22 protein-coding genes are annotated in these 24,833 nt (G+C 71.8%); 8 read left to right on the forward strand and 14 right to left on the reverse strand.

What is annotated here, in order from left to right; genetic code table 11:
• Positions 1 to 198 precede the first annotated feature (198 nt).
• On the forward strand, positions 199 to 939 hold the full coding sequence (locus LX83_RS30865) for a GbsR/MarR family transcriptional regulator (protein WP_253777776.1): 741 nt from the start codon (positions 199 to 201) through the stop codon (positions 937 to 939).
• Positions 940 to 1,042: 103 nt separating this feature from the next.
• On the opposite strand, the gene LX83_RS30870 is transcribed toward LX83_RS30865, so the two are convergent.
• The 5 genes from LX83_RS30870 to LX83_RS30890 form a co-directional block, all read right to left on the reverse strand.
• A complete protein-coding gene (locus LX83_RS30870; protein ID WP_253777778.1) occupies positions 1,043 to 1,507 on the reverse strand; it encodes a MarR family winged helix-turn-helix transcriptional regulator in 465 nt (154 codons plus the stop codon).
• Complete coding sequence (locus LX83_RS30875; RefSeq protein WP_253777780.1) at positions 1,504 to 2,982, reverse strand: MFS transporter; 1,479 nt, start codon at positions 2,980 to 2,982, stop codon at positions 1,504 to 1,506. The genes LX83_RS30870 and LX83_RS30875 overlap by 4 nt, the downstream gene beginning before the upstream one ends.
• A gap of 158 nt (positions 2,983 to 3,140) precedes the next feature.
• Entirely contained in the window at positions 3,141 to 4,472 is a 1,332-nt protein-coding gene (locus LX83_RS30880) for a citrate synthase (RefSeq protein ID WP_253777781.1), read from the reverse strand.
• Positions 4,473 to 5,368: 896 nt separating this feature from the next.
• The gene (locus LX83_RS30885; RefSeq protein WP_253777782.1) at positions 5,369 to 6,355 is read right to left on the reverse strand and encodes a carbohydrate kinase family protein; all 987 of its coding nucleotides are present in this window, start codon (positions 6,353 to 6,355) and stop codon (positions 5,369 to 5,371) included.
• Positions 6,352 to 7,065 carry a TetR/AcrR family transcriptional regulator gene (locus LX83_RS30890; RefSeq protein WP_253777996.1) on the reverse strand — a complete coding sequence of 238 codons (714 nt, stop codon included), beginning with the start codon at positions 7,063 to 7,065 and terminating at the stop codon, positions 6,352 to 6,354. The genes LX83_RS30885 and LX83_RS30890 overlap by 4 nt, the downstream gene beginning before the upstream one ends.
• A gap of 129 nt (positions 7,066 to 7,194) precedes the next feature.
• On the opposite strand from LX83_RS30890, the gene LX83_RS30895 reads away from it, so the two are divergent.
• The 3 genes from LX83_RS30895 (at position 7,195) to LX83_RS30905 (ending at position 10,504) form a co-directional block, all read left to right on the forward strand.
• Positions 7,195 to 8,340 carry an acyl-CoA dehydrogenase family protein gene (locus LX83_RS30895; RefSeq protein WP_253777783.1) on the forward strand — a complete coding sequence of 382 codons (1,146 nt, stop codon included), beginning with the start codon at positions 7,195 to 7,197 and terminating at the stop codon, positions 8,338 to 8,340.
• A gap of 157 nt (positions 8,341 to 8,497) precedes the next feature.
• Positions 8,498 to 9,466, forward strand: coding sequence for an alpha/beta hydrolase (locus LX83_RS30900; RefSeq protein WP_253777784.1), 969 nt, complete (start codon positions 8,498 to 8,500; stop codon positions 9,464 to 9,466).
• A gap of 36 nt (positions 9,467 to 9,502) precedes the next feature.
• Complete coding sequence (locus tag LX83_RS30905) at positions 9,503 to 10,504, forward strand: helix-turn-helix domain-containing protein (RefSeq protein ID WP_253777785.1); 1,002 nt, start codon at positions 9,503 to 9,505, stop codon at positions 10,502 to 10,504.
• Positions 10,505 to 10,711: 207 nt separating this feature from the next.
• Here LX83_RS30905 and LX83_RS30910 read toward each other — a convergent pair whose 3' ends face one another.
• Both LX83_RS30910 and LX83_RS30915 read right to left on the reverse strand, forming a co-directional pair.
• Positions 10,712 to 11,926: an amidohydrolase gene (locus LX83_RS30910; RefSeq protein WP_253777787.1), complete on the reverse strand. Its 1,215-nt coding sequence runs from the start codon at positions 11,924 to 11,926 to the stop codon at positions 10,712 to 10,714.
• 94 nt (positions 11,927 to 12,020) lie between these two features.
• Complete coding sequence (locus LX83_RS30915; protein ID WP_253777789.1) at positions 12,021 to 12,428, reverse strand: winged helix-turn-helix transcriptional regulator; 408 nt, start codon at positions 12,426 to 12,428, stop codon at positions 12,021 to 12,023.
• Between the two features lie 145 nt (positions 12,429 to 12,573).
• Between LX83_RS30915 and LX83_RS30920 the strand changes: the two genes are divergently transcribed.
• A complete protein-coding gene (locus tag LX83_RS30920) occupies positions 12,574 to 13,524 on the forward strand; it encodes an NADP-dependent oxidoreductase (RefSeq protein ID WP_253777792.1) in 951 nt (316 codons plus the stop codon).
• A 27-nt stretch (positions 13,525 to 13,551) separates the two neighbouring features.
• On the opposite strand, the gene LX83_RS30925 is transcribed toward LX83_RS30920, so the two are convergent.
• Complete coding sequence (locus LX83_RS30925) at positions 13,552 to 14,466, reverse strand: aldose 1-epimerase family protein (RefSeq protein WP_253777795.1); 915 nt, start codon at positions 14,464 to 14,466, stop codon at positions 13,552 to 13,554.
• A 119-nt stretch (positions 14,467 to 14,585) separates the two neighbouring features.
• Between LX83_RS30925 and sigJ the strand changes: the two genes are divergently transcribed.
• The 3 genes from sigJ (at position 14,586) to LX83_RS30940 (ending at position 17,277) form a co-directional block, all read left to right on the forward strand.
• Complete coding sequence (gene sigJ / locus LX83_RS30930; protein WP_253777797.1) at positions 14,586 to 15,461, forward strand: RNA polymerase sigma factor SigJ; 876 nt, start codon at positions 14,586 to 14,588, stop codon at positions 15,459 to 15,461.
• A 190-nt stretch (positions 15,462 to 15,651) separates the two neighbouring features.
• A complete protein-coding gene (locus tag LX83_RS30935) occupies positions 15,652 to 16,269 on the forward strand; it encodes a hypothetical protein (protein ID WP_253777799.1) in 618 nt (205 codons plus the stop codon).
• Positions 16,270 to 16,419: 150 nt separating this feature from the next.
• Positions 16,420 to 17,277 carry a helix-turn-helix domain-containing protein gene (locus LX83_RS30940; protein ID WP_253777801.1) on the forward strand — a complete coding sequence of 286 codons (858 nt, stop codon included), beginning with the start codon at positions 16,420 to 16,422 and terminating at the stop codon, positions 17,275 to 17,277.
• A 69-nt stretch (positions 17,278 to 17,346) separates the two neighbouring features.
• On the opposite strand, the gene LX83_RS30945 is transcribed toward LX83_RS30940, so the two are convergent.
• From LX83_RS30945 to LX83_RS30970, 6 genes are all read right to left on the reverse strand, one after another.
• Entirely contained in the window at positions 17,347 to 18,609 is a 1,263-nt protein-coding gene (locus tag LX83_RS30945; RefSeq protein ID WP_253777803.1) for a DUF2079 domain-containing protein, read from the reverse strand.
• On the reverse strand, positions 18,606 to 19,727 hold the full coding sequence (locus LX83_RS30950) for a glycosyltransferase family 2 protein (protein ID WP_253777805.1): 1,122 nt from the start codon (positions 19,725 to 19,727) through the stop codon (positions 18,606 to 18,608). The genes LX83_RS30945 and LX83_RS30950 overlap by 4 nt, the downstream gene beginning before the upstream one ends.
• Before the next feature lie 516 nt (positions 19,728 to 20,243).
• Positions 20,244 to 21,629, reverse strand: a complete 1,386-nt coding sequence (locus tag LX83_RS30955; RefSeq protein ID WP_253777807.1) for an APC family permease — start codon at positions 21,627 to 21,629, stop codon at positions 20,244 to 20,246.
• A gap of 114 nt (positions 21,630 to 21,743) precedes the next feature.
• Entirely contained in the window at positions 21,744 to 22,976 is a 1,233-nt protein-coding gene (locus LX83_RS30960) for an MFS transporter (RefSeq protein ID WP_253777998.1), read from the reverse strand.
• Positions 22,977 to 23,132: 156 nt separating this feature from the next.
• Complete coding sequence (pdxH, locus tag LX83_RS30965) at positions 23,133 to 23,789, reverse strand: pyridoxamine 5'-phosphate oxidase (protein ID WP_253777809.1); 657 nt, start codon at positions 23,787 to 23,789, stop codon at positions 23,133 to 23,135.
• Between the two features lie 281 nt (positions 23,790 to 24,070).
• Positions 24,071 to 24,811 carry a hypothetical protein gene (locus LX83_RS30970; protein WP_253777812.1) on the reverse strand — a complete coding sequence of 247 codons (741 nt, stop codon included), beginning with the start codon at positions 24,809 to 24,811 and terminating at the stop codon, positions 24,071 to 24,073.
• Positions 24,812 to 24,833 lie beyond the last annotated feature (22 nt).

Raw genomic sequence — 24,833 nt, forward strand, 5'->3', positions numbered from 1 at the left:
CGGGCGTGCACACATCGAGCACCTTCGCGACGCGGCGAAAGTTACGTTGCATACACGAAATCGTCAATCAAGACGTCGCGAGTTCACGGCATAACCGCAGCTAGATGACGTAGAATTGTTGCGTGGCCGCTGTCAACTAATGCAACGACGATTGCGTTGCACTACGCTGCGGCCGAACGTCGACAGATGAGGACCCCGATGCCTGGTGACCGACTCACCCTGTCGGACCGGCGGCAGATCGCCGCCGGCCTGCGGGACGGGTTGACCTACGCCGCCATCGGCCGCCGGATCGAGCGGCCGACCTCGACCGTCACCCGGGAGGTGATGCGCAACGGCGGGCCGCGCGGCTACGACGCCGAACAGGCGCACCGGGCCAGCACCCGACCGGTGCGCAGGCGCGGGTCCACCTCGTCGACGTCGACTCCGGGCCGCCGTGCTCCCGGCAGGCACGATCCGCGGATCATGGCCGAGGTGAACGCGCAGAGCACCGAACTGATGGTGCAGGCGGGGCTTCCGCACATGATGGCCCGGGTGCTGGCCGCGCTGTTCACCACCGACAGCGGCCGCCTCACCTCGGCCGAACTGGTGGGTCGTCTGCATGTCAGCCCCGCCTCGGTCTCCAAGGCGGTCGGCTACCTGGAGAGCCAGGAACTCATCCGGCGCGAACGCGATCCGCGCAGCCGCGCGGAGAGCTACGTCATCGACGACGACGTCCTGTTCCAGTCCATCATGGCCAGCGCGCGCAACCAGGCCCGGATCGCCGACGCCTGCCGGACCGCGGCGGAGCGGCTCGGCGCCACCACCCCCGCTGGCGCGCGGTTGACGAACCTGAGCCAGTTCCTCCTGCACGTCGTCGACGACCTGGTCCGCTCGGCCCAGCACTGGCACCAGGTCTACTCCACCACTTCCGCGGCCGGTGATCGGCACACCGCCGGGTGAGGTCGCGCACCGGGCGGCGCCAACACCGGTCAGGGCAGACTCCGGTCAGGGCGGACTCCGGACAGGGCGGACGCCGGACAGCACGGGGTGTCGCGGACCGGTGCTACGGCGCCTCCGGGCTGAGCCGGGCCATGATCCGGTCCAGCACGGCCAACTCCTCCGGGGCCAGCTCCAGCAGCGCCCTCGGCGGCCGGGCCAGGATGCGTTCGGCCTGCTCGGCGGCGTCCGTCCCGGCCGGGGTGAGGGTGACCACCTTGCAGCGCCGGTCGTCCGGGTGGACGCTGCGCGTCACGTAACCGCGCTGTTCCAGGTCGTCCACGATCAGGGAGGTCTGCGGCTTGTCGGTGGCCAGCCGGGCGCTCAGTTCGCGCTGGGTCAGCGGGCCGGCCAGCAGCCGGCGCAGCGCCTTGGCGCGGAAGAAGCTGATGCCCAGCGTCTCGGTGACCTCCTTGCGGCGGTCCTCGCCGGTGAGCACCAGCGCGGACATCGCCGCCCACACCCGGGCCGCCCGCGCCGCCTGGTCGGCGTCGCCGGGCGGGTCGGGGGCGGGGTGCGGGGTCTCGGTCATGCGGGTACCTCCGTCGCGGTGCCGGTGTGCACGAGCCGGTCGGCGGTGCGCTGTGCGGTGCGCCGGGCCCACCGGCCCGTGGTCAGCAGGCCGAGCAGCAGCACGGCCGCGCCGCACCCGGTGATGATCGCCCACCCGACGTGGCTGGCCGCGGGGAACCCGGTGGCCAGCGGCTCGGACCCGACCGAGGTGCCCAGCGCGCCGAGCACGGCCACGCCGAGGGTCTGGCCGATCTGCCGGCTGGTCGAGGCGACCGCGGCGGCCACCCCGGCCTGCGCGCGGGGCATGCCGGACACGGCGGTGTTGGTGATCGGGGCGTTGAGCGCGCCGAAGCCGAGGCCGAACAGCACGTAGGCGATGATCAGCTGGTGCAGCGGGGTGGTCGCGGTCAGGCCGCCGAGCAGCAGCGCGCTCGACCCGATGCCCAGGCCCGCCACCAGCAACGGCACCCGGGGGCCGAGGGCGCCAACCACCCGGCCGGACAGCGGCGCGCACACCACGGTCAGCCCGGCCATCGGCAGCGTCAGCAGGCCGGCGTGCAGGGCCGAGTAGCCGCGCACGTTCTGCAGGTACAGGGTGTTGAGGAAGAGGAAGCCGCCGAGGGCGGCGAACCCGCACACCGCGATGACCGTGGCCCCGGCGAACGGCACGCTGCCGAAGAAGCGCGGGTTGATCAGCGGGTGGGCGCGGCGCAGTTCGTGCGGCACCAGCACGGCCAGCGCCAGCACGGCCAGCCCGAAGCAGACCAGCGTCTGCGCGGAACCCCAGCCGGCGGCCGGCGCCTCGATCAGCCCGTAGGTGAGGCTGACCAGCAGCACCACCACCAGTGTCTGGCCGACCAGGTCCACCGGGCGCGGGTGCGGGGCCCGCGACTCGGGCACGAACAGCGCGCACAGCACCAGCGCGGCCAGGCCCACCGGGATGTTGATCCAGAAGATGGACCGCCAGCCCACCGAGGCGACCAGGGCGCCGCCGACCACCGGGCCCAGCGCCATGCTGATGCCCATCACCCCGCCCCACACGCCGATGGCGCGCGCCCGTTCCCTCGGGTCGGTGAAGGTGTTGGTGATGATCGACATCGCCACCGGGTTGAGCATGGACCCGCCGACCGCCTGCAACACGCGCGCGGCGACCAGCCAACCCAGGCTCGGCGCCAGCGAGCACAGCAGCGAGGCCAGGGTGAACAGGGCCAGGCCGGTCTGGAAGGTGCGCCGCCGGCCGATCCGGTCACCGGTCGAGCCGGCGAGCATGAGCAGGCCGGCCAGCACCACGGTGTAGCCGTCGGTGATCCACTGCAGGCCGGACACGGGGGTGTTCAGGTCGCGCTGCATGGCGGGCAGCGCGATGTTCACGATGGTGTTGTCCAGGCCGACGATGAACAGGCTGGTGCAGCAGATCGCCAGGACGAGCAGCCGGCGCTGGCGGCTCAACCCCGGCGGCGCGACCGGCGCGACCACGGGATTGGTTGTTGTCATATAACCATTATATTCGCATAACTAACCATCCGGAAGCGCTGCCGCCCTGGCAGTCTCCGGACACGACGAGGGCCCCGGGGGACGCCGTGCCAGAAACGGCGAGTCCCGGGGCCCAGGCAGTGTTGGTGCGCGCGCGGGGGACCGGTGCGCGGGGTGGGTCAGCGGTGGTCGATGCCGGTGTAGTCGCGCTGGGTCTCCCCCGTGTAGACCTGGCGCGGGCGGCCGATCTTGGTGGCCGGGTCGTTGATCATCTCGCGCCAGTGCGCGATCCAGCCGGGCAGCCGGCCCAGGGCGAACAGCACCGTGAAGAACTTGGTGGGGAAGCCCATCGCCCGGTAGATCAGGCCGGTGTAGAAGTCGACGTTCGGGTACAGCTTGCGCTCGATGAAGTAGTCGTCGGCGAGCGCGGTCTCCTCCAGCTTCTTGGCGATCTCCAGCAGGTGGTCGTCGCCGCCGAGCTTGCCGAGGATCTCGTCCGCGGTCTTCTTGATGATCGCGGCCCTCGGGTCGTAGTTCTTGTAGACCCGGTGGCCGAAGCCCATCAGGCGGACGCCCTTCTCCTTGTTCTTCACCCGCCGCACGAAGTTGGCCACGTCACCGCCCTCGGCGCGGATGCCCTCCAGCATCTCCAGCACCGCGCTGTTCGCGCCGCCGTGCAGCGGGCCGAACAGGGCGTTGACGCCGGCGGAGATGCTGGCGAACAGGTTCGCCTCGGCCGAGCCGACCATGCGGACCGTGGAGGTGGAGCAGTTCTGCTCGTGGTCGGCGTGCAGGATGAACAGCAGGTCCAGCGCGCGCACCAGGTCCGGGTCCACGTCGTAGGGCTCGGCCGGGAACCCGAAGGTCATCCGCAGGAAGTTCTCCACCAGGCCCAGCGAGTTGTCCGGGTAGAGGAACGGCTGGCCGACCGACTTCTTGTACGCGTAGGCCGCGATGGTGGGGACCTTGGCCAGCAGGCGGATGGTGGACATGTCCACCTGCTTGTCGTCGAACGGGCTCAGGCTGTCCTGATAGAAGGTGGACAGCGCGGACACCGCCGAGGACAGCACCGGCATGGGGTGGGCGTCGCGCGGGAACCCGTCGAAGAAGCGCTTCAGGTCCTCGTGCAGCAGGGTGTGCCGGCTGATCTTGGCGCTGAACTCGTCCAGCTGCGCCTGGGTGGGCAGCTCACCGTAGATGAGCAGGTAGCTGACCTCGATGAAGTTGGACCGCTCGGCCAGCTGCTCGATCGGATAACCGCGGTAACGCAGAATTCCGGCGTCGCCGTCGATGTAGGTAATCGCCGAGGAACACGACGCGGTGTTCACGAATCCGGGATCGAGGGTGACGTACCCGGTTTTGGCGAGCAGTTTGCCGAGGTCGATTCCGGCGGCGCCTTCGGTGGCCGAGACCACCTGCATCTCGTGCTCTCCGCCCTCATGGCGCAGCGCGACGGTACGGGAGCCAGACGGGCTATCCGTCGAATTGGGCGCAGTCGTCGCGTCGGACATTTAAGTCCCTCTCACGCTCGGACGGGGCAGAACTGCTGGCGTGACTGTGCATCCAGCAAGTCTCGCCCGACGGCTCGACCTGGTGTTCAGGTCTCGCGCATCCGGCACACGGCTCTGGGTGACCGCACCGCAGCACCGCCCCGTTGGGGTCCTGTCAGTTCTGCACGCTAGTCGGCGGTGTGGCTACGACGCACCATCGGTGTTAACCGATTCTGCGAGGTGGGACAGGCATCACACCCGCGTCCGCCCGACCCTCGGCGGCCCCCACAGCCAGGCGGCTAGCGCCGACACCCCGCGCGACAGACCGCGGAAACCGCCGGTCACGCCCGGTTCGGTGGTCCGCGCCCGGTGCACCGACCAGTCGGCCGGCCGCCAGGGCATCGGGTACACGCTAGTCGTTTCCGGCACACTTTCCAGAGCAGTGTGATGAGAGCTGGATCATCCCGGTTGTGGTTTTCATCACGGCGCCACATTGGATCATCTTGTTGCCGGCCCAGGCCGACCGGAGTACGCGGAAAAGGTCGGCCAAAACACCGGTGTGGCATGTCACAGATCACCACCCGGCAGCGGGCGCGTCACATTTTGACGAAGCTCCGCCGCCGTTACTCGGCTGTTCTCCGCCGGGCCGCGCCCGGCGATCCGAACTGTTGTCGTCGCCGTCACTCAGTGTTGTCGGCGGGATTGTCGGCACGGTTGCCGTTCAGCCGGTTCCGCTCCTGTCGACCACCGCCGACACGAATTCGTCTCCCTCGCTGGAATCGTGCAACGCCTGGTGCTGGCGCGAGCGCGCGCTGGTTCTGCCCGGTTTCCGCGGGCGCCGCAATTGTGCGACCGTGGCGCACCGGGCGAGCGAATCACCTGGTGCCGCCCGGACATCAATTCTACGTCGGCCCCGACTACTCGGCCAGTTCACCGGCGTAGGGCGGCTCGGCGCCGGCCCGCGAGCAGGTGATCGCCGCGGCGGCACCGGCGAAGGCCAGCGCGGACCGCCACTCCCCCGCGTCCAGCGCGGCCACCGCCGGTGCGCCACCGGCCAGCACGCCGTGCCGGTGCAGCCACGCCAGCAGCGCGCCCTGCACGGTGTCGCCGGCGCCGATGGTGTCCACCACGGTCACCGGCACCGCCGGCACCTCGACCAGCTCGCCGGCGCCGGTGAGCACGCTCAGCCCGTCGCCGCCCCTGGTCAGCACCACGGCCGAGGGCCCGGCCTGCTGCCACTTCGTCAGCACCGCGCGGGCGGTGTCCGGATCGGACAGATCGGCCTCGGCCAGCCAGCTGGCGTCCTCCACCGACACCTTGAGCAGCCCGACGTGCGGCAGCCAGCTGGCGAACCGCCGCCGGTAGGCGTCCGCGTCCGGGATCAGGCTGGTGCGGATGTTGGGGTCCAGCGCGGTGAGCGTGCCGCGCTCGTGCTCCCGGCGCATGATCCGCTCGTACTCGCTGGCGCCCGGCTCCAGCACCAGCGACAGGGTGCCGAACGAGACCGCGCTGACCCGCTCCGGCAGCGGCCCGGGGTCGGTGACCAGCCGGTCGGCCGTGCCCTGCACGTAGAACGAGTACCGGGCCGAGCCGTCCTCGGTCAGCCCGACCACGGCGAGGGTGGTCGGCTCGGCGCCGCGCTGCACCAGGCCGGTGTCCACCGAGGACTGTTCCAGCCGTTCCACCAGGGCCGCGCCGAACGGGTCGGTGGACACCCGGGACAGGAAGCCGACCGGGACCGCCAGCCGGCCCAGCGCGATCGCCACGTTGAACGGGCCGCCGCCGAGCCGGGGGTGCAGCGGGGCCAGCGCCGGGTTGCCACCCCCCGGCGCCGCGGCGGTGGCCGCGTTCGGGGTGCGCTCCGGCACCATGTCCACCAGGGCCTCGCCAGCGACGACGATCACGTGTGCTCCCTCTCGCCGGTGTCGTTGTGGTCAGCGGTCTCGCGATCCGGGGTCTGCTGCTCGACCGCGCCGGTAGATGGTGCCGGTCGGCTGGCCAGCCCGCCAAGCAGCAGTTCGCCCAGCGCGTTGAACGCCTCGGCGCCGCTGACCCCGGCCCGGTCGGTGAGCACGCCGGTCTGGATGCCCTCGATGAGCATGCCGGCCATCTCGGCCACCAGGGTGGCGTGCACCTCGCGGAACACCCCGTCCCGCACGCCCTGCAGGATGAACGAGCGGATGCGGGCCGCCGCGGCCCTGGCGTTGCGCTCGTAGGTGGCCATGGCCGGCGGGAAGTCGGCCACGTCCGCGATGAACGTGGTGGAGGCGCGGCGCAGCTCGTCGGCCGCGCCCGCCAGGTAGCCGCCGATCCGGTCGGCCACCGCCGCCACGGACGCGATGCGCTGCTCGATCCGCTCGGTGGCGCCCTTGAAGTAGTGCGCGACCACCCGCACGGCGAGCTGCTCCTTGCTGGGCGCGAGCGCGTACAGGGTGGATTTCGAGCAGTGCAGCCGGGCGGCCAGCTCGTCGAGGGTGAAGTGGGCGAAGCCCTCGGCCAGGAACAGCGCCTCCAGCCGGTTGAGCAGGTCGACCTGGCGGGCGGTCGGGGCTCGGCCGGAACCGGGACCGCGCCGCCCTCTGCTGGTGCGACGCGCGCCGTCCGGCGAGGTCATCGGGTTGGCGGTGGTCATCGGGATGACCCTGCCACACCGGAAATCCTCCGGTTCCGGTGACACGGCGACCCCTGAAACAGTACTGTCAGGAGTCCGCCAGTACACATTTGCGTACCCAGGAGGGTAGCGATGGTTGCCGAGCGAACCCTGCCCACGTCCGAGGCCGAAGACCTCATCGCCCTGGTCCGGGAGATCGCCCGAGACGAGTTGGCCCCGAAGGCGGCCGAGCACGAGGAGCGGGAGGTCTTCCCCAGGGACGCCTTCCGGCTGCTGGGCCGGACCGGCCTGCTCGGCCTGCCCTACCCGGAGCGGTTCGGCGGCGGCGAGCAGCCCTACGAGGTCTACCTGCAGGCGCTGGAGGAGGTGGCCAGCGCGTGGATGTCGGTGGGCGTGGGCGTGTCCGTGCACGTGATGTCCTGCTACGCGCTGGCCAACCACGGCACCGACGAGCAGCGGGACCGCTGGCTGCCGGACATGCTGGCCGGCGACCTGCTCGGCGCGTACGCGCTGTCCGAGGTCCAGGCCGGCTCGGACGCGGCCGCGCTGGCCACCCGGGCGGTGCGCGACGGTGCCGACTACGTGCTCACCGGCACCAAGGCGTGGATCAGCCACGCCGGCCACGCCGACTTCTACACGCTGATGGCCCGCACCTCCGACGCGGGCGCGCGCGGCATCAGCTGCTTCCTGGTGCCCGGTGACACACCCGGGCTGACCGCGGGCGCGCCCGAGCGCAAGATGGGCCTGACCGGCTCGACCACCGCCCAGTTGCACCTCACCGACGCGCGGGTGTCGGCGCAGCGGCGGATCGGCGCCGAGGGGCAGGGCCTGGCCCTGGCACTGTCCTCGTTGGACTCCGGTCGGCTGGGCATCGCCGCGTGCGCCGTGGGCCTGGCCCAGGCCGCGCTGGACGAGGCCGTGGCCTACGCCAAGCAGCGCACCCAGTTCGGCAGGCCGATCATCGACTTCCAGGGTCTGGAGTTCCTCCTCGCCGACATGGCCGCCGCCGTCGACTCGGCCCGCGCCACCTACCTGGACGCCGCCCGCCGCCGCGACCGCGGCCTCCCCTTCCGCCGCCAGGCCGCCACCGCCAAACTCATCGCCACCGACGCCGCCATGAAGGTGACCACCGACGCCGTCCAGGTCCTCGGCGGCGCCGGCTACACCCGCGACTTCCCGGTCGAGCGCTACCTGCGCGAAGCCAAGGTGACGCAGATCTTCGAGGGCACCAACCAGATCCAGCGCCTGGTCATCGCCCGCGAACTGCGCCGCGCCTGACCCGCTGCCCGACCGAATGGCGAGGCGCCGTGCCGGGGTCGCCCGGCCCCTCGCCATCTGGCGGGTGTTGCCGGTCGCCTGGCGGGTGTCCCCGGCCGGGCCGCGATTCCACGATGGAGCCCGTCCACCGCTCCCCGCGCACAGACAGGGCACCACGATGACGTTGACCCCGCCCCCGTTCGACCCGGAACTCGCCGCGGTGCTGGCCGCGTCCGGCCACACCAGCATTGCCACCGGGATCACCCCCGAGACCATCGCCGCCCAGCGGGAACTCCTGCTCGACGGGGTGGCCAGCGTGGCCGAACTCAGCCGGGACGGCGTGTTCACCATCGCGGAGCACACCGCGCCCGGCCCGGCGGGCGCCCCGGACATCTCCCTGCTCGTCGCCCGGCCGCGCACCGCGGTCGGCCCGCGCCCGGTCCTCTACCACACCCACGGCGGCGGGCTGATCATGGGCAACAACCGGTTCGGCCTGGAACCCGTGCTGGACCTGGCCGAACAGCTGAACCTGGTGGTCGTCTCGGTCGCCTACCGGCTCGCGCCCGAGCACCCCTTCCCCGCCGGGCTGGAGGACGCCTACGCCGGTCTGCTGTGGACCGCGCGCAAGGCCGCCAGCATCTCCGCCGACCCGGAGCGGATCGTCCTGGTCGGCGGCAGCGCCGGCGGCAACCTCGCCGCCGCGCTGGCCCTGCTGGCCCGCGACCGCCGGGAGGTCGAGGTCATCGGGCAGCTGTTGATGTACCCGATGCTCGACGACCGCAACGACAGCATCTCCGCGCGGCAGATGACCGGCCTGGGCGTGTGGGACAGCGTCTCCAACCGCACGGCGTGGGACGCGGTGCTGGGCACGGCCCGGGACGGCGAGGTGTCCCCGTACGCGGTGCCCGCGCGGGCAGCGGACCTGACCGGTCTGCCGCCGGCCTTCCTGGACGCGGGCTCGGCCGAGACCTTCCGCGACGAGGTCGTCGGCTACGCCCAGCGCCTGTGGGCGGCGGGCGGCAACGCCGAGCTGCACGTGTGGCCGGGCGCCTACCACGGCTTCGACACTTTCGCGCCCCAGGCGGCGATCTCGCAGCATGCCATGATGGCGCGCGGGCAGTGGTTGGCCCGACTGCTCGGCGAGTAGGCGGCGGTCGGCGGGAACAGGCCGTGGAGGTCGTTCATGCAGAGCCTGGCCGCGCGCATCGCGGCACTGGACCCCTCGGCGGAAGCCGCGATGCAGGTGATCGCCTACTTCGACGAGCTGACCCAGCGGCACGCGGGCCTGGAACCGGTGGTGCGCGGCGCCGCGACCCTGACCGGCGTGGCCGCGCGGCTGGTCGATCCGGTGCGCCGGGTGCGGATGCGGGTCACCGCGGACGGCCGCCGGCAGGACAGCGACGCCCCTCCCGAACCGACCTGGCTGTCGGCCCCGGTGTTCGCCGACCAGCCCGCCACGATCTGGCTGGAGACCCAGCCGCGCGGGTCCCTCATCGACGACCTGGTGCTGCAACGGGCCGCGCTCACCGCGGGCGTCGTGCTCACGCTGGTGCGCGGCCAGCAGCCGACGACCCGCGTCGGCATCGAGTGCGCGCTGACCGAGACCGTGCTGGACCCGCACGCCACCGTGGACAACCGGCTGACCGCCGCGCGCCAGCTCGGCCTGGCACCCGACGCGTCCGCCCGGGTGTTCGCGCTGCCGCGCGGTGGCGCCACCATCGCCCCACCCGACCGCGCCGTCCCGGCGGAGGGGCGGGTGGGCGTGGGCCCGGCCACGCCGGTGCTGCGGCTGCCGGAATCCGCGGCCCGCGCGCGCACCGCCCTGCGGTTCACCGCCGAGGGCACCGAGCACGACCCCGGGCCGCGCGTCGTGCACGCCGAGGAGTTGGGCGGGCTGGAACTGCTCGCCCAGGCCCTCGGGCCGGACACGCCGCGCCCACCGGACCTGGACACCCTGTTGCGCGCCTCGGCCGAGGCGCCGTGGATGCTGGCCACCCTCACGGTGTTCGCCGAGGCGGCCAGCCTGCGCGGCGCGGCCAGCCGGCTGTTCATCCACCACTCGACCCTGCAACAGCGCATCGAGCACGCCGAACGCGTGCTCGGCTGGCCACTGCGCGAGCCGGCCGGCCAGCTGCGCCTGGCCCTGGCCCTGGCCATGCGCCTGCTGGCCCGGCCGGAGGTGTGACCACCGGCCCCGGCCGCGCGGCTGGCGGGGCAGCCGCGCGGTGGCGTTCCCTGGGCACCGTTCACCCACATGGCCCTGCGTGAACGTGCAACTCGCAGGGTTTGCACAGTCAACTCGCGCGTTTGTGGGGGTAAACCGGGGTGGCGGGAGAGCGTGGGCACGGCGTCTCCCGCCAACCCGGCGGACCAGCCGAAAACCCCTGCGGGATCAGGCTTCGCGGTAGAACGGGTCGGCGACGTCGCCCTCGCCGGTGGTCTCGTTGAACGTGTACACCTCGCGACCGTCCACGAAGACCCGCTGCGCGCGGCTCATCACGTCCAGCGGGTCGCCGGACCAGATCACCACGTCACCGTCCAGGCCCGGCTTGAGCGCGCCCACCCGGTCGTCCAGGCCCATCATCTGGGCCGGGTTGACCGTGATCGAGCGCAGCGCCGCGGTCCGGTCCATGCCCTCCTTGACCGCCAGGGTGGCCTGGTGCACCAGGAAGTTGATCGGCACCACCGGGTGGTCGGTGGTGATCGCCACCCGCACGCCGGCCCGGTCCAGGATGCCCGGGTTGCGCAGCGACCGCCGCCGAAGCTCCACTTTGGACCGAGTGGTGAACAGCGGGCCGATGATCACCGGCACGTCCCGCTCGGCCAGCACGTCGGCGAGCAGGTGCCCCTCGGTGCCGTGGTTGACCACCAGCTTGTAGCCGAACTCGTCGGCCAGCCGCAGCGCGGTGGCGATGTCGTCGTGCCGGTGGGTGTGCTGGCACCAGGGCAGCTCCCCGTCCAGCACCTTGACCAGCACCTCCAGCGTGGGGTCGCGGTCGAACGGCTTGTCCTCGGCCGCCGCGTGCGCCCGCTTGGCCTTGTAGTCCTGGGCCTTGGTGAACGCGTCGCGGATCACCGCGGCCACGCCCAGCCGGGTGGACGGCAGCACCTTCTTGTCGCCGTAGACGCGCTTGGGGTTCTCACCCAGCGCGCTCTTCACGCTGACCGGGTTGCGGATCAGCATGTCGTCCACGGTCCGGCCCCAGCACTTGACCGCCACGGTCTGGCCGCCGATCGGGTTGCCCGAGCCCGGCTTGATCACCGCGGAGGTGACCCCGCCGGACAGCGCGTCGCGGAAGCCCTCGTCGTCGGGGTTGATGCCGTCGAGCGCGCGCAGCCGGGCCCCGTTGGGGTCGGTCATCTCGTTGGTGTCGTTGCCGGCCCAGCCCTCGCCCTCCTCGTGCACGCCGATGTGGCCGTGCGCCTCGACGAAGCCGGGCAGCACCCACGAGCCGGACGCGTCCACCACGCGGACGCCCTCGGGCACGCTCACCTCGCCGGCCGGGCCGACCGCGGCGATCTTGCCGTCCCTGACCAGCACGGTGCCGCCGTCGATCGGGTCGCCGTCAACCGGGACGACGTACCCACCAGTAATCGCAACATCCATGGTTAGCCACGCTAACGGCCACCCCTGACCGGGCGAAACCCACCCCGGGGTGGGCTCTCGGCCACCGCTGGCCGCAGCGACCGCACCCGCTCGGTCACCCGTTGTCACCCCGCTGGTCGTAGCTGGCGCGCGCGGCCACGACCTCCTCGATGTGCTCCTCCGCCCACGCCTTGATCGCCCCCATCAGCGGCAGCAGGCTCCGGCCCAGCGGCGTGAGCGCGTAGTCCACCCGGACCGGCACGGACGCGGTGACCGCGCGGGACACCAGCCCGTCCCGCTCCAGCACGCGCAGCGTCTGGGTGAGCATCTTCTGGCTCACCCCAGCGATCTTCCTGGCCAGGTCGCTGTACCGGCGGGGACCGTCGGCCAGCGCGGTCAGCACCAGGCTCACCCACTTGTCGCTGATCCGGTCGAGCAGCTGCCGGGCCGGACAGGTGGCCATGAACGCGTCGTACTCCTCGCGTGCCGCCTCCCGCAGCTGTGCCGCCGTGCGCGTGACCATCCGCCGCCTCCGTTCCCACTCCGCCGTACCTTACGCACTTCCAGGTGCCTTCTTCCCGTCGGAGAGTAGCTCTTCATAGGTTCGTGGCACAGCGGAAGCCAGTGCTGATCAGCACTGCCGGATCTCACTGTGGGAGGACATCGCCATGCACGCGGTCGTGGTTCGCACCTTCGGCGGCCCCGAGGCCCTGGAGCACGTCGACGTGCCGCTGCCGGAGCCCGGCCCCGGCCAGCTCCGGATCCGGGTCGCGGCCAGCGCGGTGAACCCGGTGGACGCGGCCACCCGGTCCGGCGAGCTGCACCGGGGCGGCCTGATGTCGGGCAGCGGGGTGTTCGGGATCGGCTGGGACGCGGCCGGCACCGTGGACGCGATCGGGCCGGGCGTGACCGGCTTCGCCCCCGGCCAGGCCGTGATCGGCGTGTCCGACCGGCTCGACGTGCCGCTGGGCACCTACGCCGAGTTCGTGGTGCTGGACGCCGACGCGGTCACCGCGGCGCCGACCACCGTGCCCCTGACGGCCGCCGCCACCCTGCCGCTCAACGGGCTGACCGCCTGGCAGGCCCTGGACCGGCTCGCCCTGGCCGAGGGGCAGACCGTGCTGGTCACCGGCGCGGCCGGGGCCGTGGGCGGGTTCGCCGTGGAACTGGCCGTGGCGCGGGGACTGCGCGTGGTGGCGCTGGCCGGACAGCGCGACGCCGACCTGGTGCGGGGGTTCGGCGCCGAGTGGTTCGTCCCGCGCGAGGACGTTCCCGCCGGTGCCGGCCTGGGCACCGCCGTGCGCGCGCTGGTGCCCGGCGGGGTGGACGGCGTGCTGGACGCGGCCGTGCTGGGACAGCCGGCGCTGGACGCGCTGCGCGGTGGAGGTGCGTTCGCCAGCGTGATCGCGGGTGGCGCGCCGATCCCGCTGCGCGGCACCCGGGTGGCCCAGGTGTGGATCCGCGCGGACGCCGCCCAGCTGGCCGGACTGGTGGCGCTGGTCGAGGCCGGCCGGCTCACCCCGCGCGTCGCCGACACCCACCCGCTGGCCGAGGCCGTGGCCGCGCACCAGCGCCTCGCCCGGGGCGGGCTGCGCGGGCGGCTGGTGCTGCTGCCCTGACCCGCACCCCGCCCCGGCAGGTCGCGGTCATCCGGTGATCGGGCGCAGCCCCCACCGGCCGTGCCAGGACTCGCCCGGCTTGAGCCAGATCAGGTCGGTGCCGGAGTTCAACGCGTCGGGCGGGCAGGTCATCGGCTCGATGGCCACGGCCCGCCCGCGCCCGGGGAAGTCGGCCGGCGTGTACACCTGCACCCACCGGAAGTCCGGCTCCGCCCACACCTCCACGCCACTGCCGTCGGCGGTGGTGAGCGTGTGGTGCACCAGGCCGTCCGGGCCCGGCTCGCACCCGCCGAACGGGGTGTCCAGGGTGACCCCGGCCAGCGGTCGGCCGGCGCGGAAGTCGTACTCGGTGCCGTCCACCGGCCGGGCCGGGCCGGTGGGCACCATCCGCTCGGGGTCCAGCGGCAGCACCGTGCTGGCGGCCAGCCGCAGCGTGCAGTCGTCGGTGTCGGCCAGGCCGGCGCGCGGGTACGGGTGGGTGCCCACACCCACCGGGATGTCGTGCTGCCAGAGGTTGTGCACCCCGTGCGTGACCACCAGGCCGTCGTCGTCGATGGCGTAGCTGATCGTCACCCGCAGCGGCGCCGGCCAGCCGGCCTGTTCAGCCACGTCGACCTGCAACGACACCAGGGAACCGGTGTGCTCGACAACCTCCCACGGCACCCGCCGGACCAGCCCGTGGATGGCGTTGCCCCTGGCCGGCTCGGTGATCTCCAGCTGCTGCGGCCGGCCGCCCAGCTCCCAGCGCCCGCCCGCGGTCCGGTTGGGCCACGGCGCCAGCACCACGCCCGCGCCCATCGGGGGCTTCTCGTCGGCCGCGAAGGTCTCCAGGTGGGGCACGCCGCCCACCTCGAAGGCGCGCAGACCGGCGCCGACCTGGGTGATCACCGCTCGCGCCGCGTTGTGCGCGATCTCCAACTGCTCGCCAGTGGGGCTGCTCATGAGCGCAGCCTAGAGCGATCCAGACGGAATCCCGTGATCTCTCGGGCCGGTCCTCGGTCACATCGGCTGCGGGGCATCCGTCAGTGTGGTGAGGGGTGAGCACAAGGGGAAGGCGACCGGTGGACGAGACCACGTTTCTGGCGCAGCGCTTCGAGGAGAACCGACCACACCTGCGGGCGGTGGCCTACCGGATGCTGGGCTCGTTGAGCGAGGCCGAGGACGCGGTCCAGGACGCGTGGCTGCGGCTGAGCCGCGCGGACACCAGCGAGGTGAGCAACCTCGGCGGCTGGCTGACCACGGTGGTCGCCCGGGTGTGCCTGGACGTGCTGCGCTCCCGCCGGTCGCGCAACGAGGAACCGCAGGGCGTGCACCTGCCCGATCCGATCGTCAGCCTGGCCGGTGGGGTCGAGCCCGAGCAGGAGGCGCTGGTGGCCGACTCGGTGGGGCTGGCGCTGCTGGTGGTGCTGGACACGCTGGCCCCGGCGGAACGGCTCGCGTTCGTGCTGCACGACATGTTCGCCATGCCCTTCGACGAGATCGCGCCGCTGGTGGGCCGCACCCCGGCGGCGGCGCGGCAACTGGCCAGCCGGGCCCGCCGCCGGGTGCGGGCCGGCGCCCCCACCCCGGACACCGATCCGACCCGGCAGCGCTCGGTGGTCAACGCCTTCCTGGCGGCGGCGCGCGGCGGTGACCTCGCGGCGATGCTGGAGGTGCTCGACCCCGACGTGGTGGCCCGCGCCGACCTCGGCAGCGCCATCGGCACCACGGTGAACCGGGGCGCGGCGGCGGTGGCCGACGGCGCGATCACGTTCGCGCGGCTCGCCCAGACCGCCCGGCCGGTGCTGGTGAACGGGTCCGCCGGGGTTGTCGCGACCGCCGACGGGCAGCTGACCGCGGTGCTGGGCTTCACCATCAGCGGCGGCCGGATCGCGGCCATCGACATCTACCGCGACCCCGAGCGGCTGCGCCAACTCGACCTGGCGGTCCTGGACTGAACCCGGGCGGGACCGGGCTACGGCTGGACGGGATCGGGAACGGGATATTCGGTGGCGGCCCACATCGGCGGGCCCTAGCCTCGCCGACGTGATGCAGCAGTTCTTCTTCCCCCTCGGCTGACTCGCCCCGAGTCCCGGCGCCGCGCCCCACGCGCTCGGCGCCTGCCCAGTCATGCTCTGGAGGAAGAACATGCTGCTGCTCGTTTCCGGCGCTTCCTGCGTTGGCAAGACCACCGCGCGCCTGCACGCGCGCCACCTGCTCGACGACACCTACGAGACCGCCGAACTGTTCACCCTCGGCCCGATTCCGGCTGTTCCGACCCTCGCCTGGCGCCACGAGCAGGTGGAGGTCGCGGTCCGCCGCGCGATCGCCCTGGCGGCCGAGGGCAGGCACCTGCTGTTCGCGGGTGATCCGGTGCCGCTCGGGGAGGTGCTGGCCGCTCCGAGCGCCGACCAGATCGACATCGCCGCGTGCCTGCTCGACATCGACGAACAGGCCCACGTGGCTCGTCTCGCGCGGCGCGGCGAGCCGGCGGAACTGATCCCCCGGCACCGGGCCTACGCCGACTGGCTGCGGGCGCACGCCACCGATCCCGGGCACGTCACCGAGGCCATCACCACCGATGCCTGGCCGGCGATGCGCTGGGACCGCTGGCTCGGCCGGGCGCCTGGGCCGGAGTGGGCGATGACGGTCCTCGACACCTCACGGCTCACCCCCGAGCAGGTGGGGGCCGAGGTCGCCGACTGGTGCCGGCGCGCGGTGGCCGGGAACGCCCCGGTGTTCCGGGCCGGCTGGTTCCTCGGGTGACGGGCAATCCCGCCACGCCCTCGGCCAACTCCGCGCACTGACACCGCGACAGCGGAGATCCCGCCGCAATTACACGATGGAGTGACCCTCCTAGGAGGGCTGGTCGAATCCTCCTAACGTCGGGCAGAGCCGACGAACAGGGGGTGCTCCATGGCTCGACGCGCGGGTCGTTCGGTTCGGTCTCGGCGCCTGGCATACCTGCTGCGCAAGCTCCGCAACGAGATCGGGGTCAGCGGGGACACGGTCGGTGCGGCGGTGGGCATGTCCGGCAGCAAGATCAACCGCATCGAGAACGCGGAGATCGGCGTCTACCGGGACGATCTGGAGAAGCTGCTGGACTACTACCGGGCCAGCGCTGGCCAGCGGGCGGAACTGCTGGCCATCGCCGCCCAGGCGGACGAGCGGGGCTGGTCCCGGTTCACCAGCCACCACCTGCCCAGGGACTGGCGGATCTGGCTGGACTTCGAGGAGGAGGCCAGCTCACTGCGCGACTACCAGCCCCTGATGATCCCCGGTCTGCTGCAGACCGCCGAGTACGCCAAGGCGATCATCAGGGGCACCGGGCGCGGGCTGTCCGACAGCGCGGTGGACGCGCTGGTGGCCAGCCGGATGGCGCGGCAGAACCTGCTCAGCAGAACGGTTCCGCTCACCCTGCACGCGATCATCGAGGAGACCGCGCTCACCCGTCCCTTCGGCCAGCCCGGGGCGTTGGGCCGGCAGCTGCGCCACCTCGCCGACGCGGCCAGCCGCCCCAACATCACCCTGCGGGTGCTGCCCACCAGCGCCGGCCCGCACCCGGGCCTGACCGGCTCGTTCGTGATCCTGGGCTACCACGACGACGAGGCCAGCCTGGTGCTGCTGGAGAACCGGGTCGCCAGCGTGTTCCTGGACAGCGCGGACCAGGTCGAGAGCTACACCGCGGCCTGGCAAGAACTGAGCGAGCTGGCCCACGACCCGGAGCGGTCCGTCGAGCTGATCAGCCGCACAGCGGCCCTGCTGCCCGACTGACAGCACGCGGCCCGCCCACCCCACGCGGGTGGACGGGCCGTGCGGCGTCGACGGGCTCAGCCGACGGGCTCAGCCGGTCCAGTAGCCGCCCACGGCCAGCACCAGCAGCACCGACTGGAGCATGACGCTGACGTAGAGCACGCCCCAGTACGCGCCGCGCAGCGCCCGGATCCGCTGGGTGGCCACCACCAGCGCCACGTACAGCACCAGGCACGGCAACAGGTACCGGTGCACGGACACGGTGTTGCTGTTGAGCGTGAACATCACGAACGACAGCACGCCGAACACGCCGAGCGGCACGCCCGCGCCGCGCAGCGCGACCATCAGGTAGCCGGACGCGAGCAGCAGCAGGGCCAGCCCCACCATCGGCAGGATCACGTCGACCAGGCCCATGTCGATGAGCTGTTCCTGGCCGGTGAGGATGCGGCCGAACCGGGCCAACTGCTTGCCCAGCGTCTCGAAGATGTTGAGGTTGAAGACGTGGTAGCCCCACGCGGGGTTGGCGTCGTAGGCCTTGGTCATGCCCAGCGCGTCGCCGGTGATCACCCGCAGGTAGAGCGCGTAGGCCAGGAATCCGGCGATGCTGGCCGGGAACCACAGGATCGGCCAGGAGACCAGCCCGCGCAGCCGCCAGTTCCGGGACCGCCAGAACTCCAGGAAGCACAGGCCGACGAACAGCACGGCGGTGATCCGGGAGGCGGTGAGCGGCATCAGGCACAGGCCCATCCACAGCCACTGCCGGCGCAGCGCGAACAGGTAGGCCCAGAAGCCCAGTGCGATGAACGTGGCCTCGCTGTAGAAGGCGTGCAGGAACATGGCGGTCGGCGCGGCCAGGAAGGCCATCACCACCAGCCACGCGGCCCGCTCACCGGTGACGAAGTGCCGGGCGATCTTGAGCAGTGCGGTCGCGCCCAGCCAGGTGGCCACCGTGTTGACCAGCAGCCCGGCCGCCAGGAAGCCCAGCTGGTTGAAGGTGATCTGCTGGGTCAGCCAGACCGTGAACGGGAACAGCGGGTAGAACGCGGCCATGGCCGGGTTGGTGGCGTACTCCCCGGTCAGGATGCCGTGGAACCAGTGGCCGTCCCAGAAGTAGGTGTGCGTGAGCAGGCTGTGCGGCAGCGGCGGCGGCTGGTCCGCGCCCCGGCGGGGCAGCATGACCAGCTCCAGGGTGGTGCCCAGCACGGTCAGCGCCAGCTGCCAGCCAAGCACCACCGCGAACATCCGGCTGAAGTCGCCGTTGCGCCAGCTCCGGCGGGGCGCGGCCGGCGACGCGGGCTGGCCGCCCGGCTGGGCTAAGTCGTCGGCGGCGACCACGGCCGTTGGCGCGCTCACCGCTGACCGCCGCGCTCGTCACCGCCGGCGACGCCAACGCCCAGGTCGGCACCGCCGGCGACGTCGGCGCTGCCGTTGGTGGCCACACCGCTGTCGGTGGGCACGTTCTCGCCGCTGGTGGCGATGTCGAGCACGATCTGCCGGCGGCCGCCGCGCACGCTCACGTTCTCCCGGCCAACCCGCACCGAGGACACCGAGTACAGCGGCCGGCCCTGCGCCTCGGTGTAGATCCGGCCGATGTAGCTGCCCAGCAGGCCGAGCATGATGATCTGGATGCCGCCGAGCAGGCACATGACGATGGTGATGAACGCCCACCCGGGCACCGCCGACGACGACGCGAACGTGCGCACCCCCAGCGCGTAGAGCACGCCGAGGAAGCTCAGCGCGGAGATCCAGTAGCCGATCTTGCTGACCAGCCGCAGCGGCGCGGTGGAGAAACCGAGGATGCCGTCGGCGGCGAAGCGGATCATCTTGCGCAGCGGGTAGCCGGTCGTGCCGGCGTGCCTGGCGTCCCGGTCGAACGGCACGGCCACCTGGCGGAACCCGATGTAGCTGACCAGGCCGCGCAGGAACCGGTTGTGCTCGCGGTACTTGCCCAGCTCGTCAACGACCTTGCGGTCGAGCAGCCGGAAGTCGCCGGTGTTCTCCGGGATGTCGATGTCGGCGATGCGTCTGAGCGCCCAGTAGAAGGCCCGCGCGGTCGTCTTCTTGAAGACCGTGTCCTGGCGCGAGCGGCGCTGCGCGTAGACGACGTCGTAGCCCTCTTCCCACTTCTCGATCAGTTCGAGGCTGACCGCGGGCGGGTCCTGCATGTCGCTGTCCATGATGATCACGGCGTCGGCGTCGGCCGCGTCCAGGCCGGCGGTCACCGCGAGCTGGTGACCGAAGTTCCTGGACAGGTCGATGACGGTGACCCGGTCGTCCGCCTCGGCGAGGGCGGTCAGCTTGGCTAACGACTCGTCCCGGCTGCCGTCGTTGACGTAGATGAAGCTGAACTCATATCGCTCCGTCAGCGGCGCGACCACCCTGCTGACGGTCTCGTGCAGCAGGTCGATGTTGCCGGCCTCGTTGAAGATCGGAAACACATAGGCCACCTTGCGCAGCCCGACTCCGGACATGAGTTCCCCTCGGTTACCTCACCGCTGCGGCGGCTGAGATGGTTGGCTGAGCGTGGGGGCGTGAACCGACAGGGCTCCACCCTGATCGCGTACGCCGCACTCTGCTAGTCGCCTTCGCCCAATTTATCGTTGCCCCGATGTGAGTGACGACACACCCCACCGTCCTGCGGATTTATCGCCCGCACACATCGCACGCCCCCGGCAACTCGAACCACAGCTACCCGTGGCCGGGTGCGGTAAACCCGCGGCCGGCCGCCCCCAGCCCAGCACAGGGGTGCGCCAACACCAAATCCCCCATCCAGGTAGGGGGCCCGACCACGACGGGACCGGACGGGACCGGGCGACCACCGCCGCACCGCGTCCCGTGCCGACCGCACCAGGTTAAATCGCCTGAACCGGACGAGGGCGACCGGGGCGGCGGTTGGCGCCACGTGACACCGCGGTCACCGATCCGGCAGCGAACCGTTGCCCGTCAGCGACTTCCGCGTCACCAGCCACCGCCCCGGCGAACCGCGCTCAGCCGGTCAGCGACTCCGGGTTGATCTCGGTCTTGCGCCGGCCGCCCACCAGCCAGTTGATCACCCACAGCACCAGGCCGGCCAGCAGCAGCAGGCCGGCGATCCGGTAGTCGCCCCAGGACCGGCCGGACAGCGGGCTGGCCAGGTAGGCGCAGGTGATCGCGCCGAGCACGGGCACGGCGGTGGGCGCGCGGAAGTGCTCGTGCGCCACCTCCTCCCGGCGCAGCACCAACACCGCCACGTTCACGATGGCGAACACCATGAGCAGGAGCAACGACGTGGTGCCACCGAGCTGTGAGATGTCCACAAAGGACACCAGCACCACGGCGATCAGGCTGGTGAACACGATGGACACCCACGGCGTGCGGCGCAGCGGGTGCACCAGGCCGAACACCCTGGGGATGATCCGCTCGTTGGCCATGCCGTAGACCAGCCGGCTGGCCATCAGCATGTTGATCAGCGCCGAGTTGATCACGGCGAACAGGCCGATCAGCGAGAACACCCACAGCGGGAAGCCGGGCGCGCCCACCTGCACCACCTTCAGCAGCGCGCCGCTGCCCGCGCCCGCCAGCTCCTGCGGGGACAGCAGCAGCGAGGAGGTGACCGCGACCAGCACGTAGATCACCGCCACGATGCCCATGCCGGTCAGCATCGCCCTGGGGAAGATCCGCACCGGGTCCCTGGTCTCCTCGGCCATGTTCACCGAGTCCTCGAAGCCCACCATGGCGAAGAACGCCAGCGCGGTCGCCGAGGTGATCGCCAGCAGCCAGCCCGAGTCACCGGTGTCCACCTGGGTCAGCCGGCTCGGCTCGCCGTCGCCGTTGAGCACCGCCCACGCGCCGATGCCGATCACGATGACCAGGCCGGACACCTCGACGCAGGTGAGCACCACGTTGGCCTTGACCGACTCGGCCACGCCCCGGAAGTTGACCAGGGCGAGCAGCACCACGAACAGCACCGCCACCAGCGTGACCGGCACGGTCACGAACTGCTGGAGATAGGTCCTGGCGAACGCGATGGCCGCCGAGGACGCCGAGGTGATGCCCGAACTCATCACCGCGAACGCCACCATGAACGTCAGGAACTGCACGCCGAACGCGCGGTTGGTGTACAGCGCGGCACCGGCGGCCCTGGGGTACTTGCCCACCAGCTCCAGGTAGCTGAACGCGGTCAGGAACGCGACGACGAACGCGATCAGGAACGGCAGCCACAGGGCGCCGCCGACCTTGCCCGCCACCTGACCGGTCAGCGCGTAGACGCCGGTGCCCAGGATGTCGCCGACCACGAAGAACAGCAACAACTTGGGCCCGATGGCGCGTTTCAGCTCTGGTTGCCCGGGTTCGGCCGCCGAGGACCGCCCCGTTGCGTTGGTCGCTTCAGCCATGCTCACGCAGTCTGCCGGACCGAGCACGGCGTGCCCACCGGAACGGCGCATTCGCCGGCCATCGGCTGGCCGCGCCGACGGGTGCGCCGGTGGGGCGAGCGGCTGCCCGCCCGCTCAGCCGACCGGCGCGCGGTAGCGCCACAGCGCGGGCAGGCCGAGGGCCGCGACCGCGGTGAGCAGCACGACGAGCACCCCGCCGCCACTGACCGCCACCGCGGTGCCCGCGGTCGCGCCCACGGTGCCGTGCAGCAGGTCGGCCAGGCGCGGCCCACCGGCCACCACCACGGTGAACACCCCCTGCATCCGGCCGCGCATCTCGTCGGTGGCGGCGGTCTGCAGGATGGCGCCGCGGAAGGCCATGCTCACCATGTCGGTGGCGCCGCCCAGCGCGAGGAACGCGACGGCCAGCCACAGCGAGTGGGTCAGCCCGAAGCCGATCATGGTGACGCCCCACGCGGCCACGGCCACGATCACGGCCACGCCGTGCCGGCGGATCCGGGAGAACCAGCCGGAGAACAGCCCGCACAGCACCGCGCCGAGCGGGATGGCCGCGAACAGCCAGCCCAGTGCCAGCCCACCGCCTGGTGGGTCGCCGAAGGTCCGCTCGGCCATCTCCGGGAACAGCGCCCTGGGCATGCCGGCCACCATGGCGATCACGTCCAGCAGCAGCGAGGCCAGCAGCACGGTCTGCGTCGCCATGTAGCGGAAGCCGGCCAGCACCGCGCCCAACCCGGCCCGCCTGGCCGAGCCGGCCCCACTCAGCGGGGGCAGCGGCGGCAGCTTCCACACCGCCCACAGGGTCGCGCACAGCGCGATCGCGTCGACCAGGTACAGCGTGGACAGCCCGAGCACCGGCAGCAGCGCGCCGGCCAGCAGCGGTCCGAGCACCGCGCCGAACTGCATGACGGTCGAGCCCAGCGCGCCGGCCGCGGGCAACTGGTCAACCGGGACCAACCGGGCGATCGAGGCGCTGCGGGCCGGCGAGTTCACCCCGAAGAACCCCTGTTGCAGGGCGAGCAGCCCGAGAATCGCCCACACCGAGTTCAGCCCGACCGCCGCCTGCACCCACAGCAGGATCGAGGTCACGGCGATGCCGGTGTTGGTGACCAGCAACAGCTTGCGCCGGTCGACCGCGTCGGCGATGGCACCGCCCCACAGCCCGAACACCAGCAGCGGCACCAGGGCCACCGCACCGGCCAGCCCGACGTAGGCGGACGAGCCGGTGATGTCGTAGACCTGCTTGGGCACGGCGACCGCGGTGAGCTGGCTGCCGACGGCGGTGATCGCGGTGGAGACCCACAGCCGGCGGTACGGGAGCACGCGCAGCGGCCGGGTGTCCATCACCATCCGGCTCAGCAGGCTGCGCAGCGGCTGGGTACGGGTCGGGGAATCCCCCTGTGGGGGCTGCTTCCCCGACTCGACACTCACATCTGCTTAGTTTAGCTCAACTAATGGTTTGGTCGACCACTCTTCTCACCCGCCGAGATACCAGCGGGCCGGTCATCACGGGGCGACCCGCTCCACCCGCCAGCCGTCCCGGCCCAGCCGGAAGCGCAGCCGGTCGTGCATCCGGTCCCGCCGCCCCTGCCAGAACTCGACCACCTCGGGCCGGATCCGCCAGCCGCCCCAGTGCGGCGGTACCGGCACCTGCTCGGACTCGCCGAACTGCCGCTGGATCGTGCTCAGTGCACTGTCCAAAGCGGACCGTCCGGACACGACCCTGGACTGCGGCGACGCCCACGCGCCCAACTGCGAACCGCGCGGCCGGCTGGCCCAGTACTCGGCCGTCTCAGTCGGACTCACCTTGTCCACAGTGCCCCGCACGTGCACCTGCCGCTGCATGGCGTACCAGGGGAAGGTCGCCGACGCGTAGCGCGTGGCCAGCAGGTCGTGGCTCTTGGCCGAGGTGAAGTTGGTGTAGAACACCACACCCCGCTCGTCCAGCCCCTTGGCCAGCACCGTGCGCGAGGAGGGCCGGCCACTGAGGTCGGCGGTGGCCAGCACCATCGCGTTGGGCTCGGGCAGCCCGGCCTTGGTGGCCTCGTCCAGCCACAGCGCCAACTGCTCGTGCCAGGTCGCGGCCAGGTCCTGCTCGTCGAGCGCGCCCTGCTCATAGGACACGCGCATCGCGGGAAGCGTGATGTGACTGGTCTCCGTCATGTGAATCGACCTCCGCGAGCGCGTGGTGAACCGTCCCCGAGCCTCGGACCGTACGCGCGTTTTGGCACGTCGCGAAACCGCCTGCGCGGTGATGCCGACCACCAGGAACGTGACTGACCGGAACGGAATCGAGATCGAGATCGAGCAAGAAGGCCGAACGGAGTAATGCCGCGGTACCGCCAGGGTGGGATCGGCTCCCCGGCACCAGTCCCTTACCGGCCAACACATCCCGGAAAATCCACCCCTTGGTGTCGCCGGACGTCGCGCGTGGCGCGCCACCGCTACCCGAGCCGGTGCGCCATCCGCGCCCGGAGCGGCTCGTAGTCGTGCTCCGGGAAGATCTCCGGCAGCGCGGTGAGCATGTCCGTGATCCACTCGGCCGCGCGCTGGTACTCGTCGGAGCGCAACGGCGCCTCGGTGAACAGGTGCTGCCAGTCGTAGGCGCCCTTGGTGATCCGCAACACCTCAAGGTAACCGCGGTAGTCGAGATCCATCCGCCACAGCCGGCTCTGCGTGTCCGAGTACCAGATCTCCGGGTTGGCCACCCCGGCCTGCAACCGGAGCGCGGCGAAGTAGCCGGCCCCGGTGACCGGCCCCTCGTCGATGATGCGCAGTTGGCCGCCGAGGCGGCGCTCCTCGTCCGACCACAGCGACGACGAGAAGTCCGGCGCGTCCTCGTGGACGAGGTTGGCGAGCGGGGTCAGGTAGAACTCACCGGCCACGAACGCGTGCTCGGGACTGGTCTGCCACTGGCAGTTCAGCACGGAGAAGCGGAGGTTGAGGTCGGCCAGTGCCGGGTCCAGCGTGATGCCCTCCCACTCCGCCAGATCCTCGAAGGACCCGAGGGGGTCCCCGGCCGTCAGGTCGACGTCGCCGCGTTGTTCCCACGAGACCTCGATCTCCGGACTGCCGGTCAACTCGTCGAGCACCGTGAGCCAGCTCGCCTCGTGGTCCGTGTAGTCCGCCGGGCTCACCAGGTCGTCGGTCAGGTCGTCGGTCAGGTCGTCGGTCGAGCCGGTCATCGGCAGCACTCCACGGTGATCA

Origin of the sequence: Goodfellowiella coeruleoviolacea, assembly GCF_024171785.1 — a bacterium.
GTDB classification, from domain to species: domain Bacteria; phylum Actinomycetota; class Actinomycetes; order Mycobacteriales; family Pseudonocardiaceae; genus Goodfellowiella; species Goodfellowiella coeruleoviolacea.